This window comes from Streptomyces phaeolivaceus (genome assembly GCF_009184865.1).
Classification (GTDB): Bacteria; Actinomycetota; Actinomycetes; order Streptomycetales; family Streptomycetaceae; genus Streptomyces; species Streptomyces phaeolivaceus.
Window position 1 is genome coordinate 874,597 of the sequence record NZ_CP045096.1, and the last position, 15,621, is coordinate 890,217.

Below are 15,621 nucleotides of genomic sequence, written 5' to 3' on the forward strand. Positions count from 1 at the left end.
CGGTCCCCAACCGGCCCTGAAACGGCCCTGACCCGCCTCTGGAGAACGACCCGTGAACGTCATGCGCGCCTTCGTCCTCACCGCCCCCGGCGCCTACGAGGTCCAGGAGCTGCCGGCGCCGGTCGCCGGGGCCGGTGAGGTCGTCGTCGAGGTGGAGCGGGTCGGGGTGTGCGGCACCGATCTGGAGTTCTTCCACGGCACGATGGCCTACCTCCACCAGGGGCACGCCGCCTATCCGATGCGGCTCGGCCACGAGTGGGCCGGGCGGGTGTCGGCGGTCGGTGACGGGGTGGACCCCGGCTGGGTCGGCCGGCGCGTCATGGGCGACACGATGCTCGGGTGCGGTGGGTGCCGCCGCTGTCTCCGGGGCGACCAGCATGTGTGCGAGCGGCGGCGGGAGGTGGGCATCCGCGGGGGTCTGGCCGGTGCCCTGGCCGAGCGGCTCGCCGTGCCCGTCTCCTCCCTGCACGCCCTGCCGGACTCCGTCGACGCGGCGCTCGGCGCGCTCGTGGAACCGGGCGGCAACGCCCTGCGGGCGGCGCGGGCCGCGGCGACCCGGCCGGGGGACCGCGCCCTGGTCCTGGGTCCGGGGACGATCGGGCTTCTGGTGGCGCTGTTCCTCCGGGCCGCCGGGGCGGAGGTGCACCTCATGGGTCGGACCGCCGGGTCCCTCGCCTTCGCCCGCGAGCTGGGCTTCGCGCACACCTGGACGGAGGACTCCGTCCCCGGCCTCCCCTTCGACGCGGTCGTGGACGCCACCAACGCCGGTCATCTGCCGGGCAGCGCGCTGGAGTCGGTGGAGCCCGGGGGCCGTGTCGTGTACATCGGGCTGGCGGCCGGGCCCAGCCGGATCGACACCCGCGCGCTCGTCCTCAAGGACGTCACGGCCGTCGGTGTCCTCTCCGCCTCCCCCGGCCTCGCCGCCACGATCCAGGCGTACGCCGACGGGGTCGTGGACCCCCGGCCCCTGGTCGCCGCCACGGTCACCCTCGACGAGGTCGGCCCGGTACTCGCCGGTGCGCGCCCGGCCGGGGCGGGGGCCGGACCGAAGATCCATGTGGCCCCCGGCCGGGGCGCGGGCTGAGATCGGCAGCGGGCCCGGTGGGGGCTGGTCGCGCAGTTTCCCCGCGCCCCTGAAGGACCAGGCCCTGCGGGCCTGGAAGACGACGGCCGGGCGGGGTGAGAAGCACGGGGCGCGGCCCCGGCTTTTCAGGGGCGCGGGGAACTGCGCGAGAAGCCCCACCGGGCCGCACCCGACAACACACCCCTGCCACAGGCAACCCGGCTCGCGGAGCCCCACCGGCGGGGCGGTTACCGTACGGGGAGATCACGAGCCGCCCAGGAGTGCGCATGGCCGCCAGCCGCCGGAAGAGAGCCGTCGAGGGTGACGACACCTTCGGGGCCATCGAGCCACCCCACAATGCCGAGCTGATCCTCGGTGTACTGGCGGTCACGGCGCTGGTGGAGGCGCTCGGGGTGCTCTCCGGCTCCGAAGTGTGGCTGCTCGGACTGCTGGTGTTCCTGCCGGGCACGGCGTCCGCGCTGTGCACCGTACGGCAGACCGCGTTCGTCGCCGCGTGGACCACGCTCGTCGTCACCACCACGGCTGTCGTGCGGGACGTGGACGCGGACCGGTGGCTCGACCGGCTCCTGCTGGTGCTGCTGACCCTCACCCTGGGCGTGGCCTCGGTGTACGCCTGTCACCGGCGGATCGGGCGCGAGCACGAGATGTTCCGGCTGCGCTCCACGGCCGCCGCGATGCAGCGGCACATCCTCCACCCGCTGCCCCTCCTCACCGACGACGTCCTGGTGAACGGGATCTACGAGCCCCTCCAGGAGGACCGGCTCGTCGGCGGCGACATCTACGACGTGGTCGCCTCGCCCTGGGGTGCCCGGGTGCTGATCGGTGACGTCCAGGGCAAGGGACTGGCGGCCGTGGGCGCCGCGTTCGCCGTCATCGGCGCCTTCCGTGAGGCCGCTCATCGTGAGCCCACGCTCACCGCGCTCGCCGACGCCCTGGACGCGGCCGTCGTCCGCCACAACTCCTACGCCGAGAACACCGGCGACGACGAGCGTTTCGTCACCGCCCTGGTGGTCGGCATCGACGCGCTGACCGACGAGGCGCAGGCCGTCAACTGCGGGCACATCCCGCCGCATGTGCTGCACGAGGGGGCGGTCACCTCGGCGGAGCTGGACTCCGGGGTCCCGCTGGGGCTCGCCGAGCTGGCGGTCGAACCGACGACCGTGGGCTGGTTCGCGTTCCCGGAGGGCGCGACGCTGCTGCTGAGCACCGACGGTCTGACCGAGACCCGCGCCGCCGACGGCACGTTCTACCCGGTCGACGAACGCCTCGCCAAGCACCTCGACCTCTCCCCCACCGAGCTGCCCCGGGCCCTGTACGAGGACGCCCGCGCGTACGCGGGCGGCGGCGGCCCGCACGACGACGTGGCCATCCTGACGGTCCGCCGCTCACCGCGTCACTGAACCGGTACCGAAAAGGGTTTCTGCGGCACGGTAGGGGCCCGCGGGGGCATTCGGGTGTCCTGAACCGCTCGCCCCGCGAACTCGGCCCTCTCCCGCCTCCCTTGACACTTCAACAGCCCGCTCCTACGTTGCGAAAACCTTTCAGGTCGCTTTTCCGTACCCCCTGGTTCACGCACATGTGTCGTCAACGGGACAGGGAGCAGCCGATGAGAAGACCGCACAGCCTCCTGATACGACGTCGGCGCACGAGGTGTCTCCTCGTCGCCCTGGCGCTCAGCGCGTGTTCCGTCGTCGCCGCTCCCCCGGCCGCCGCGGCGCAGACCATCGGGTTCCCCACCTTCGGCGGGCCCGCGATCCCGGCACCGCCGGTCGCCCACACCTCGGGCGACATGATGAAGTCCATCTACGACGCGGAGAGTTCGGGCACCGACTTCTGGATGGACCGGCTCCTCGCCCGCTCCGGCAACGATCCCGCCGGGCCCTGGCTGATGAGCCGCGGGCGGGCGCTGTACATGAAGGAGCACAACCCGGCCCAGTTCGGTTTCGGCGGCCGGGCCGCCTACTGGGAGAGCATCAACGACAGCAGCGCCTACACCGTGGCGGTCACCCCGGGCACCTTCACCGAGCAGGTCGCCCAGCGCCGGCAGACGCCGAGCCACTGGAAGAGCGTCCACACGAGCGGCTCGATCACGGTCGACCAGACGAAGTTCATCACCGACAACAACGTGGCCGTGACCAACCTGTCCCTCAAGAACAACGGTTCCACGTCCACGACGCTCCAGCTGCGGGCGACCTCGCCGTACGCCACCTCGGGCACCGGCAGCGAACTCACCGGCCAGGTCAACGCCTACAACAACCTGACCACGCTCCGCCCGCGCCTCACCGGCGACGGTTTCAGCGTCTCCAGCGGCGGCCTCAACCGGTCCGTGACGATCGCGGCCGGGGCCACCGTGACGGCCAAGGTGGTGATGGGCTTCGTCACCGACGAGATCCCCCAGTCGCTGACCGAGTACAACGCCTACGCCGGGTACTCGCCCGCGACCGCGTTCGCCACCCATGTGAAGGCGTACAACCTGTGGTGGGCGCAGAACGTGCCCTACATCGACGTACCCGAACCGGCGATCAAGAAGAACATCTACTACCGCTGGTGGCTGATGCGCTTCAACAGCCTCGACGCGGACATCCCGGGCCAGACCTTCCAGTTCCCGACCTCGACCGAGGGCGTCCTCGGCTACAACAACGCCATCGCGCTCACCCAGCCGATGCACATCGACGACCTGAAGTATCTGCGGAACCCGGCCTACGCGTACGGGGACTGGCTGAGCGTGGGCCAGACGTCGAAGGGCGGGCGGTTCCTCGACAATCCGGGTGACCCGGAGAACTGGTCCAACAGCTACACCCAGTACATCGCCGAGGCGGCCTGGAAGAGCTATCAGATCCACGGCGGTCAGCCGGGCATCGCCGCCAACCTGGCGCGTTACGCCGAGGGTGACGTCAAGGGGCAACTGGCGTACTACGACCATGACGACAACAAGCTCATCGAGTACGACTGGGGTGCCCTGACCGGCAACGACGCCGACGCGGTGTCCTTCCACTGGAAGCCCGGCAACATGGACCGCGCCGAGTCCGCCTACCAGTACAGCGGCGCGCTCGCCGCCGCCCAGGCCTACGAGGCGATCGGCAACACGGCCAAGGCCACCGAGATGCGCACGCTCGCGAATCAGATCAAGGACGCGATCGTCAATGTGCTGTGGAACCCCAACAGGCAGCTGTTCGAGCACCGGTTGAAGTCGACGAACGAGTGGGTGCCCTGGAAGGAGATCAACAACTACTACCCGTTCTCGGTCGGCGCGGTCCCCAACACCACCGCCTACAAGCAGGCGTTGCGGCTGTACGACGACCCGGCGCAGTACCCGATCTTCCCCTTCTACACGGCCAACCAGGTCGACAAGAAGGCGGCGGCCGACGCCGGGGAGCCGGGCTCCAACAACTTCTCCACCATCAACTCGACCGTGCAGTTCCGGCTGTACTCGTCGGTGCTGCGGAACTACCCCAACTCCTGGATGAACGCGACCGACTACAAGAAGCTCCTGTACTGGAACACCTGGGCGCAGTACGTCGGCGGCAACACCCAGTGGCCCGACGCCAACGAGTTCTGGGCGGACTGGAACGGCAGCTCGATCAACTACCGCTCCTGGATCCACCACAACATCCTCGGCAGCAGCAACTGGACGGTCATCGAGGACGTGGCCGGGCTGCGTCCGCGCAGCGACGCGAAGGTGGAGCTGTCGCCGATCGACATCGGCTGGAGCCACTTCACCGTCAACAACCTCCGCTACCGGGGCGCCGATCTGTCCGTCGTCTGGGACGACCCGGCCGACGGTGTGGTGCGGTACCCGGGCATCCCGGAGGGCTACTCGATCTATGTCAACGGCAGCCGGGTGGCCACGGTCGGCTCGCTGGTGCCGCTGGTCTGGGACCCGGCGACCGGTGATGTCACCACCAGCGGCACGGTCACCCACCACACCGCCATGGCCGGGCTGAAGGCCCCCAACCAGGTGGTGCAGGACAGCCCGCAGATGGTCGACATGCTCGCCAAGGCGGGCGTCGACCTGACGGCCGACCTCACCAACCTCGCGGCCGGGGCGACGGTGTCCGCCTCGCACACCGGGTCCGGCAGCGCCGTCTCCGGCGCGGTCGACGGCTACCCCACCAATGAGCCCTTCTGGGGCGCGGGCGGCTCCGCCAACGCCCAGGACTGGTACGAGCTGAACCTCGGCACCGCCCGCACGCTCAACGAGGTCCGGCTGCACTTCAAGGACAGCCGCCCGGCGAGCACGACGTACCGAGCACCTTCCGCGTACACCATCCAGTACTACGACGGCAGTTCATGGGTGAGCGTCCCCGACCAGACGAAGTCGCCGACGGCGCCCCGGGCCAACTACAACCGGGTGCGGTTTCCGTCGATCAGCGCCCAGCGGGTCCGGGTGCTGGCCACCAACGCGTCCGGCGCGAAGACGGGGCTCACCGAGGTGAAGGTGTTCAACCGGGGCGGGGTCCAGCCGCCGGCCAACCTGGCCTCGTCGGCGACGGCGTCGGCGTCGTACACCTCGTCCTGGGAGAGTGTCACCGCCGTCAACGACGGGATCGATCCGCCGTCGTCCAACGACACCGTGAACCCGCGCTGGGGGACCTGGCCGGAGACGGGCCAGCAGTGGGCCGAGCTGACCTGGCCGTCGGCGAAGACCCTGAACAAGGCCGAGGTGTACTTCTTCGACGACGACCAGGGCATCGACATGCCCGCCTCGTGGAAGCTCCAGTACTGGAACGGCAGCGGGTACGTGGACGTACCGGGCGCCGGTGGCTTTCCGCTGGCGAAGAACCAGTACAACACCGTCTCCTTCGACGCCACGAGCACCACCCGGCTCCGGGTGCTGCTCACCGGCAACGGCACGAACTCCGTCGGACTCCTCGAAGCAAAGGTGTACGGACCGTGACTCGTCCCAGATTCCCGTCCACGACCCGTTTGAGGTCTCTTTCCGCGTTGATCGCCTCGGCCGCCCTGGCGGTGGCCTTCCTGGTGGCACCGCAGCCCGCTGCCGCCGCCGTCTCCTTCACCTCGACGGGGGTGAACCAGAACGGCGGCAACTGCCTGGATCTGCCCGGCGGTTCGACGGCCAACGGGACACAGCTGCGTGCCTTCGCCTGTGCCGGCGGCGCGGGCAACCAGAGCCTGTCGTTCACCCCGGTCGCGGGGACGGCCGACGTCTACACGATCACCACCCAGTCCGGGCAGTGCGTCGATGTGTACGGCGCCTCCACGGCCGACAACGCCGGGATCATCCAGTGGCCCTGCCACGGCGCGGCCAACCAGCAGTGGCGGCTCAGCCCGGTGTCGGTCGCCGGGACGGACAAGACCTTCAACCTGGTCTCCGTCGGTTCGGGCAAGTGCGTGGCGCCGAGCGGGGGTTCGTCGGCGTCCGACACCAATCTGGTGCAGCTGCCGTGCGCCGCGGCGAACGGCAGGGTGTGGCGGCTGCCCGGCTTCACCGGCGGCGGCACGGCCCCGAGGACGTTCACCAACCCCCTCGCCCAGCGCGGCCCCGACCCGTGGCTGACCTACCACGACGGCTTCTACTATCTCGCCACCACCACCTGGAACTCGACGATCACCATGCGCAGGGCGAGCACGCTCGCGGGGCTGGCGACCGCCAATGAACAGGTGATCTTCAATCTGACCCGCCCCGACGGGGCCGGCACGATGTGGGCCCCGGAGTTCCATCTCCTGGACGGGCCCAACGGCAAGCGCTGGTACTTCTACTACACGGCCGGACGGGAGCCCTTCGACCTGGGCACCCAGCGGATCCATGTGCTGGAGAGCGCGGGCCTGGACCCGATGGGCCCGTACAGCTTCAAGGCCGACCTGCTCGACCCGACGCAGGACAACACCTGGGAACTGGACCCCGGCATCCTCCAACTCGACGGCCGGCTCTATCTGTTGGGCACGTACTACAACGGCTCGCAGCCCATGTTCATCCGCCCGCTGTCGAACCCGTGGACCGCGAGCGGCACCCGTCGTGTCCTGTCCACGCCCACCCACAGCTGGGAGACGGTGGGCGGCGCCGTCAACGAGGGCGCCGAGGTACTGCAACGGAATGGCAGGACCTTCATCGTCTACTCCGCCAGCCACTGCTCCACACCCGACTACAAACTCGGCATGCTCACCTACAACGGCGGCGATCCGCTCAGCTCGTCCTCGTGGGTGAAGTCACCGAACCCGGTGTTCCAGCGGTCCAACGCGAACGGTGTGTACGGCCCCGGCCACAACGGGTTCTTCAAGTCGCCGGACGGCACCGAGGACTGGATGGTCTACCACGCCAACAACTCCGCCTCGGGAGGCTGCGACATGAACCGGTCCACCAGGGCCCAGAAGTTCACCTGGAACGCGGACGGCACCCCGAACTTCGGCACACCGGTCGCCCTCGGTGTCACCCTGACCGCGCCCTCGGGCGAGTAACGGGACCGTTTTCTCCCGATCGTCCCAAACCGCTTGCCGGGGGCGGGCCTCCTGCCCATCCTTGAGCGGTGAGCGAAGAGCAGGAGCACGCCCGGCCCGACCTCCCGACGGAGCTGGACAGACTCGTCGAGGAACTGGGCCGGGTCCGGGCGCTCGGACTGCCGCGGCTGCACGAGGCGGAGCTGGCGACACTGCGCTCGCGCGTCGCGGACGGTCGCGGGGAGCCGGAGGCCGTGGAGCGGATGCTGCACACCGTCGTGCTGGGTCTCGACGGGGAGCTGCTGCGCGACGCGGCCCTCCACTCCTTCGGGTTCGCCTCCGGCACCCGCGACCGGTCGGGCAAGGAGCGCCGGGCGCGGGCGGCGCATGTCTACGGTGTCGGGGCGGAGCGCTTCCGCAAGCACCAGGAGAAGCTGATGCTCCATCAAGTGGCCCGCGCCGTCCTGAACTTCGCGGGCCACGACCCGGCGCCGGTGGTACCGGATCTCGGCGGTGGCTCCTCCGAGAGCGCCACCGCGCCCGTCCGGGCGGGGCGCCATGTGTTACGGGCCGCGTTCGCCCACGGGGACGTCCTGCTCACCCTGCATGTGGCGCCCATCGAGCTGGTCACGGGTGTGGACGTCCTGGTCTCCTCGGAGAACATCTACTTCGAGATGTCGAAGACGTTCCGCCGCACGGTCTCCGGCAGCCTGCGGCGGGCCGGGGCCACGAAGGACGCCGTCGGCCGGATCACGGACGATGTGATTGCACGCCAACTCGCCGACTGGGTGCGGACGTTCGGGGTGCCGGGGCTCCCCGTGGCGGCGGGCACGGTCGCCGTCACCTCACCGGGTGCCCTGTCGGCGCAGGGGGTGCGGCGGATCCTGCACGCGGCGGTCGCCACGCCCTCGGCGAAGGGCGACGGATACGAGACCGCGCCCGCGGCCGTCGCGGCGGCCGTGCGCCGCGTCTTCCAGCTGGCGGCGGCGGAACGGCGTACGGGCCGGGTCCCCCTGCGGTCCATCGCGCTGCCGCTGCTCGGGGCGGGCCGGGGCGGACTGGACGCGCGGACCAGCGCCGAGACCGTCGTCGGGACACTGGAACAGGTGCTCAAGGCCGACCCCGACTGGTCGGTGCATCTGGTGACCCGCAATCCGCTGAGCGCCCGTACGGTGATCGACGTGGTGACCGACCGGCACCCCTGAAAACGGGCGGCGCGAAAGAGCCGGGACAGGAACAGCGGAGGCAGGAAAGAGCACGGTATTCGAATTCACTCGCCCCGTGGAACTCGAATACCGTGCTTCATTCCTCCCGCTTCCCCCGTGACCTTTCACCCGGAATTATGCACGGACGGCGGCGGATATCGGAACCCGTTCCACCGATCCCCCGGGAGAAACCGGAAAACTACCGGATGCCGCCCGGAAAGCGCCCCGGGACGGTGACGCGGGACGGTGTCAGGACCCGATCCCGGGGAACGGGTCCACCGCCCCGAGTTCGACGCGGTACTCCTCCAGGGTCGCGGCGAGCCAGCGCAGACCGTCCTCGTCGTCGAGGACCCTCGACGGCTCGTCGGTCACGGTCAGCAGATCGCTCTCGGCGGCGGAGCCGAACAGGACCAGGGACTCGTTGGGGCCGTCCAGCCGCGAGCGCCAGACGAAGCCGTCCGCCCACGGGGCCTCGGCCCGCAGCCAGTGCCCCCAGCGCCGGGTGAACGCGTACTCCGTGGGCTCGGACTCCACCAGCCACCAGTCGCTCTGCTGCACGGCGTTGAGCTGCGGAATGCTGCACAGGGAGACCAGCTCGACGTCCCGGGCGAGCCGCACCTGCGACAGCAGCCTGCCCTCCAGCTCCCGCAGCGGCAGCACACGGTGGTTGCCCCGGCCGTCGAAGCGCAGGGTGCGGACGAACCGCTCGATGATCGCCGTCTCGGGTTTGGGGGCCGCGTAGAGGTACGCGTACGTGTCGTTCGGTGTGCTGTCGAAGCGGCCTCCGCCGAAGTGATGGTCCTGCGGCTCCGGGTTGAAGCCGTCCGCCCTGCGGCGCCGCGCGTGCACCCGGTACAGGAGTTCACCGGCCTTCCGGACCACCTTCCGGGCGTCCGCCGTGCCCTTCTCGGGCAGTTTCGCTCCACGGGCCATGTCAGTAGTCCTCCCCCACCACGCTCGCGGCGGCGAGCAGTTGTTCGTCCAGCCCCGCGCCGAGCAGGGTCGCCGGCACGGCGTCCAGCCATGGATTGGGGCCCAGCCACCAGTCGGCCACACCCCAGGGGTCGGCCGCCGCGCCCAGCATCGCGTTGATGGTGAGCACCAGCGGACGAGGCCGTCCGTCCGCGCCGAACTGGAAGGCGGGCAGCCGTTCCGGGCCGCCGGAGGCCGGGAGCCTGATGAGGTCGGGCTGCTCCGTCTCCCCGCCGAAGTGCTCCGCCAGTTCCTCCGCCGTCAGGGCGGGCTCGGCCAGCAGCCGGTCCCGTGCCGAGGCCCAGCGCACCTCGACCGGCACCCCGCCCACGCCACCTGTTCCGCCCGCGCCACCCGCCCCGCCGGGGGTCCGTACGGAGGGCCGCGCGCCGGTCGGGCGGTCGTCCGCCCCGCCCAGGGTGAAGCGCTCCAGGAGCACGTCGTGCGGTGCTCGCCGCACCAGCGACGAGGAGGTGTACCGGCGGCCCACCGCCCTGCCCTCGTCGCCCGGCAGGGCCGCGCGCAGATGGGCGGCGACGGCACGCGCGATCCCCCGCAGCCGCTCGTCGCTCCCGCCCTCGGCGACGATGTCCAGCAGGACATCGAGCTGTTGCCGGTCCTCCGGGGAGAGCTTTTCCCGGATCGACTGTGGTTCCGACACGAGCGCGGCGATTAGTTGCTGCTCGTACTCGTCCATTTGTTCCCCTCCTCGAATCCGGAATCCGGATGCGGCCGTACGCTAGTGAGCTACGATCCGATTGGCAATTCGCGAGCCGGGGCGGGGGGTCATTCCCGCGCAGCGGACAGGGGGCTTTCGTGTACACGGATAATCAGGGACCGGACGATCACTCCGGAGAATCCGGCGGCATGGATCGTTTTACCCGGATCGACGTCGCCCTACGACTTCTCGAAGCGGCCGAGGAAGCCCTGGAGCGGGAAGAGGGGGATCGGGCCGTGGAACTCCTCGACGAGGTGGAGCGGATCCTGGCGGGGCTGACCGACTCCCCGACCGGCGCGGGCGAACGGCGGCTGCTGCTCGGGATGTCGGCCGACGCGGCCCAGCTCCGCCACGCGCACGGGCAGCGCCCCGAGGACCTGGACGACGCGATCGCGCGACGGGACCTCGTCCACACCCTGACCGTCGAGGCGTACACGACCCACGGGCCCGAAGAACCGCCGGACCTGGGCGAGTTGGTGCTGATCCGCTCCCAACTCGCCCTCGACGTGGCGGAGCGCTGGCGGACCGGCGAGCCGGGGCCGCGCCGGACGGCCGACGCCGACCGGGTCGCCGCGCTGCTCGGCCCGACCCTCGACGGCCCGGACGCGCGTCATCTGCCCGACGCGGTCCAGTGCCACCTGGTGCTCGGCCTGGTCCTCTCCGACCGCTGCCGCTGCCCCGAGCACGACAGCCCCGAGCGGCTCGCGGACCGCGACGCCGCGATCCGGCATCTGCGGACGGCGTACGACGCCGACGACCTCGTCCCGGACCTGCGGCCCGTGGTCGCCTTCGACCTCGCGCTGCTGTCCTATCTCCAACTCACCGACCGCTACGACAAGTCGGCCGACCGGGCACCCGGATCCGGGGACGCCGCCTCGGAGTTCGGCGCGCTGCTGGACCTGCTGCGCCCGCTCGTGACCGACCCGGGTCAGGACGGCGCGGACGCGGCCGAGCTGGGCTGCGACATGTGCGACGCGCTCACGCAGTACGACAGCGGTCAGCGGGCCCAGTCGACCGCGATCGACTGGTACCGGGCCGCCCTCGACCATCCCTCGCTGCCCGCGGAGGCCGCCCACCGCATCGCCACGAATCTGGGGCTGGCGCTGGGCGAACGGTCCGAGCGCAACCGGGAGGCACCGCATCCCGACGACCCCGCGCCGGCCGTCGACCGCGCCGAGGCGAACGCCCTGTGGGAGGCGGCCCTCACCCGGCTGCCCGCCACCCCCGACGCCGGTTCCGAGGACCACGAGGGCCGGGTGGCCTGTCTCGCGGGGATCGTCGACCTGCTCTGGATCGAGCACTCGAACGGACTCCTCGACGAGGACGGCATCGGCCGGCTCGCCGCCCGCGCGCGTGAACTCGCCGCCCTCATCGGCCCGGACGACACCGACCGCGCCCTGCTCGTGCTCAAGGCCGCGATCGCCCTGAACCGGCGGGCGATCGACCGCGGCATGCCCCACATGTACGACCTGACCAACAGCGCGCTGATGACCGGCACCGCCGATCCGGACCTGGCACTGGCCCGCGCCCGACCGCGTATGGTGGCGGACCTCCGGGACGCCATCGACCTGCTGCGCACGGCCACCGGGCTCTACCACCACGAGGACGAACTCCATCTGGGCGCCCAGTGCATCCTGGGCATCGCGCTGCTGCTGGACTTCGCCTGCGCCCTGCCCGAGGTCCGCCACGCGTCGCTCCGGGACGCCCTGCGGATCCTGCGCGTGGTCCTGGAGGGGCTGCCGACCGACAGCGAACTCCGTGACGACGACCTCCACGGGGCCTTCCGCACCGCGATCCTGTACCGCGTCTGGTACACCGAGCCGTTCACCGCCGCCGCGCAGAACCCGGGCGAGCGGCTCGTCCCGGACGTCACCGGGTTCCCCTCCGTCGAGGACGATCTGCAGCTGCTCACGAGCCTGCTGGACCCGGCCACCCTCGAACGGGAACCGTATCTGGTCCTCATCTCCGTCATGGTGGGCTTCATCCGGTCACCGGACGCGACGCCCCCGGCGGCGAACTGCCGTGCCTGGTCGGACCGGTTACGGCGGGCCGCCCCGCGACTGGAGGCCGACGCCTGGGGGCTCAAGGCCGTCATGCTGGCCGTCGCGGGCACCCTGGGGCTCGTCCTCGACAAGAGCGGAGAGGCCACTCTCACCGACCGGGCCACCACGACGGCGTCCCTGCGGCAGGCCCGCGCGATGCTCCCACCGGGTTCCACGATGCGCGCGATGATCGACGAGGCGTTGCGCGTCGGCGCCATGACCGACCTCCGGGCACTGCTGGGCACCCTGTTCCCGGGCGCGGGCCGGACACCGGCGTCCCCACCCCCGGCGCCCGGACCCGAGCACCCCGCCCCCACCGCCGCGGGGGACGACGAAGGCGAGCCGGCGCCGCCCACGATCGACGCCGCCGCCACCGTGCTGCTCGGCGACGGCTCGCCCGACCCGTTCGCCCTCCCCCTCGGCCGGGTCGCCGAGATCCTGGCCGGTGGCCCGGGGCCCACAAGCCCGGCCGTGGCCGCCGCGCGCTCCCTGACGCACTACCGCCGCTGGCTGCGGGAACGGGACGGGCAGGACCTCACCCGGGCCATCGCCCTCGTACGGCAGGCCCTGTCCCTCCTCGGCGGCCCGGCGTCGGACCGGGTGCCGGGGGCCGGTCCGGCCGGCGCCGCGCTCGCCGACCGGTGCGCCGAGTTCCTGGCCCATCTGCTCCTCGACCGGCATGTCCTGCTCGGCGACCACGCCGACCTCGACGCGGCCGTCCACGAGTACGACCTGCTGCTCGACCGGACGCCGGACGACCTCACCCGGCCGCCGCTGCACACCGTGCTGGCCGAGGCGGGCGATCCACGGGTGCCGCCGCATCTCTTCCACACCCCGGAGCGGACGGAACACGCCCCGTTCCGCGCCGAGTTGCTGGCGGCGGCCGGGTCGGCGTGGCTGCTGCTCACGCGGTCCCGGCGCCGCCACTCCTCGGCCCTGGCCGACGACGCCGTGCGGGCCTGGGAGGAGGCCGGGCGCCTGCTTCCAGCAAACCATCACGCGGTCCCGGCCGTCCGTACCGAACTGGCCGCGCGGGCGCTGCGGACGGCCCGCGAGACGGGTGACGCGGCGGCCGTGCGCGCCTCGGTGGACGCCCTCGTCGAGGCCGCGACCACCTGCCCGGCCCGCAGCCCGCACCGCCCCGCGCTGCACCTGCGCGCGGCAGCGGCCCTGGCGGAACGTGCCGTCGACGCCCCCGAGGCACCCGGCCCGTCCGGTGGGGGCGGGCCGCGGGACCCGGCGGGCGGGGCCGCGAGGCGTGAACTGCTCGGGCGGGGGATCGAGTTGTCGCGGGACGCGGCGGAGCACGGTCCGCACGAGTTCCACGGGTCGCGCGGCCGGTGTCTGTACGGGCTGGGCAGTCTGCTGCTGGCCCGGTATCTGGACGGGGGGCGGCGCGAGGATCTGGAGGAGGCGCTCGCCGTGCTGCGGGAGGCATGGGGGATGCTGAACGCGAGTCCGGGCGACCCCTTCGCCGTCGCGCTGATCCGGACGATCGCCCTCACCCATCGCGCGTTCGGCCCCGGGGACGGCGAACACCGGCGGGAGTCACGGGAGACGGGCCGGTCGGCGCTGACCGCGCACGGCCGCTCCGTGCTCCTCCAGTCGGGCGCGGACCACGGGCTCGAAGCCGCGCGGGCCATCGCACCCGACATGCTGCGGCTGGTCCGCTGGAGCCTCGCCGACGGACTGCCCGAGGCGGCCTTCGAGGCGCTCGAACTCGGCCGCGGACTCGTGCTGAACGCCGCCACGATGAACGTCACCGTCCCCGACCTGCTCCGGAACGCCGACCGGACCGATCTGGCCGACGAATGGGTACGGACCGCCACCGAGAGGCACGGGGACGAGCCGGGCGGGGTCCCGGACGACCTGCGGCGCCGGGTGCTGGACGCGCTGGCGGGCAGCACGGCCGAGAAACGTCTCGTCTCCGCGCCCACCCCGGCCCGGCTGGGGCGGACCCTGCGCCGACTGGGCACCGACGCGCTGGCCTACCTCGTACCCGGCGAGGACGGGGCACCCGGCCACGCGGTGATCGTCACGGCCACCGGGGCGGTCCGCTCCCTGCGGCTGCCGGGGCTGACCTCGGTCTCCGCCGGGCCCGTCGGCGCGTACGACCGGGCTCTCCTGGAGTTCCAGGAGGCGGGCCGGCTGGAGGGCCCCGCGCCGCACCACCCGCTGGTCATGCACGAGTTGCACCGCAAGCGGCTGCTGCGGCGGGAGAGCGAGTGGCGGCAGGCGCTCCAACAGCTGTGCGTGTGGGCGGGCGAGGCCGCCATGACACCGCTGCTGGCCGCCGCCGAGGCCTGGTGGCCGGGCCGTACGCCACGGATCGTCCTGGCTCCCGTGGGCTCCCTCGGCATCGTCCCCTGGCACGCGGCGCACGGCCCGGAGTCCGCCGCCCCCTCGGCGTCCGGGGCCGGCCACGCGTGCGAGCGGGCCGTCGTCTCGTACTGTGCCAGTGCCCGTCAGCTCATCGAGGTGGCCGCCCGACCGACGGCCGCCCTGGGCCAGGGGGCCGTGGCCGTCGTGGTGGACCCGGACGGGTCGCCGACGATGCGGCGCGAGGCGGCGCTCGTCGCGTCGCTGCATCCGGAGGTCACCGTGATCGGCGGTCTGGGCGGCGCGGGGGACGCCCTCGGGGCGGGGCCGGTGACGCTGCCGCCCGAACCCCGGTCGCTGGAGCCCTTCCTGCCGGGCCGGGGGTCCGCACCGACCGCGCTCCTGCATGTCAACTGCCACGCGGACACCGGCCCGACGTCCAACGACTCCGTCCTCAAGCTGGACGCCACGCACACGGTGTCGGTGCAGGACCTGCTGACCGGGGCGGCCGGTCGCGACCCCGGGATGCCGGGCGGCACGGTCCTGCTCGCCAACTGCACCAGCGATCTGACCCTGAGCGACCACGACGAGGCGCTGACCCTGGCGACGGCCTTCCTGGGGGTGGGGGCGACGGCGGTCGTCGGTTCCCGCTGGGCCGTCGCCGACGATCCCCGGACCACGCTGCTGGTGCTTCTCGTCCATCACCACATGAGGCGGGGGACACCGCCCCGGGACGCCCTGCGCTCCGCCCAGTTGTGGATGCTGGACCCCGGGCGGGTCCTGCCTCCCGAGCTGGCGGAGTTCGAGGCGCTGGTCGGGGACGCGGCGCACGGTCCGCTGGACGAGCTGGAGGTGTGGGCCTCCTTCGCCCACCACGGGCAGTGA

Annotated in this window: 8 protein-coding genes; 6 read left to right on the top strand and 2 right to left on the bottom strand. The window is 72.1% G+C overall.

Annotation, left to right across the window (positions count from 1 at the left end; all coding sequences use genetic code 11):
- Positions 1 to 61 precede the first annotated feature (61 nt).
- From F9278_RS04340 to F9278_RS04360, 5 genes are all read left to right on the top strand, one after another.
- Positions 62 to 1,084: a zinc-dependent alcohol dehydrogenase gene (locus tag F9278_RS04340; protein WP_193241961.1), complete on the top strand. Its 1,023-nt coding sequence runs from the start codon at positions 62 to 64 to the stop codon at positions 1,082 to 1,084.
- 266 nt (positions 1,085 to 1,350) lie between these two features.
- The gene (locus tag F9278_RS04345) at positions 1,351 to 2,484 is read left to right on the top strand and encodes a PP2C family protein-serine/threonine phosphatase (protein ID WP_152167074.1); all 1,134 of its coding nucleotides are present in this window, start codon (positions 1,351 to 1,353) and stop codon (positions 2,482 to 2,484) included.
- A 206-nt stretch (positions 2,485 to 2,690) separates the two neighbouring features.
- The gene (locus F9278_RS04350) at positions 2,691 to 5,981 is read left to right on the top strand and encodes a discoidin domain-containing protein (protein WP_152167075.1); all 3,291 of its coding nucleotides are present in this window, start codon (positions 2,691 to 2,693) and stop codon (positions 5,979 to 5,981) included.
- Complete coding sequence (locus F9278_RS04355) at positions 5,978 to 7,501, top strand: family 43 glycosylhydrolase (RefSeq protein WP_152167076.1); 1,524 nt, start codon at positions 5,978 to 5,980, stop codon at positions 7,499 to 7,501. Before F9278_RS04350 ends, F9278_RS04355 begins: the two co-directional genes overlap by 4 nt.
- Before the next feature lie 68 nt (positions 7,502 to 7,569).
- Positions 7,570 to 8,685, top strand: coding sequence for a macro domain-containing protein (locus F9278_RS04360; protein ID WP_152167077.1), 1,116 nt, complete (start codon positions 7,570 to 7,572; stop codon positions 8,683 to 8,685).
- Between the two features lie 249 nt (positions 8,686 to 8,934).
- On the opposite strand, the gene F9278_RS04365 is transcribed toward F9278_RS04360, so the two are convergent.
- Together F9278_RS04365 and F9278_RS04370 are read right to left on the bottom strand one after the other, a co-directional pair.
- Positions 8,935 to 9,618, bottom strand: coding sequence for an RES family NAD+ phosphorylase (locus tag F9278_RS04365; RefSeq protein WP_152167078.1), 684 nt, complete (start codon positions 9,616 to 9,618; stop codon positions 8,935 to 8,937).
- Between the two features lies 1 nt (position 9,619).
- Positions 9,620 to 10,354: a DUF3168 domain-containing protein gene (locus F9278_RS04370; protein WP_152167079.1), complete on the bottom strand. Its 735-nt coding sequence runs from the start codon at positions 10,352 to 10,354 to the stop codon at positions 9,620 to 9,622.
- A 170-nt stretch (positions 10,355 to 10,524) separates the two neighbouring features.
- Here F9278_RS04370 and F9278_RS04375 point away from each other — a divergent pair, with 170 nt between their 5' ends.
- Entirely contained in the window at positions 10,525 to 15,621 is a 5,097-nt protein-coding gene (locus F9278_RS04375; protein WP_226966631.1) for a CHAT domain-containing protein, read from the top strand.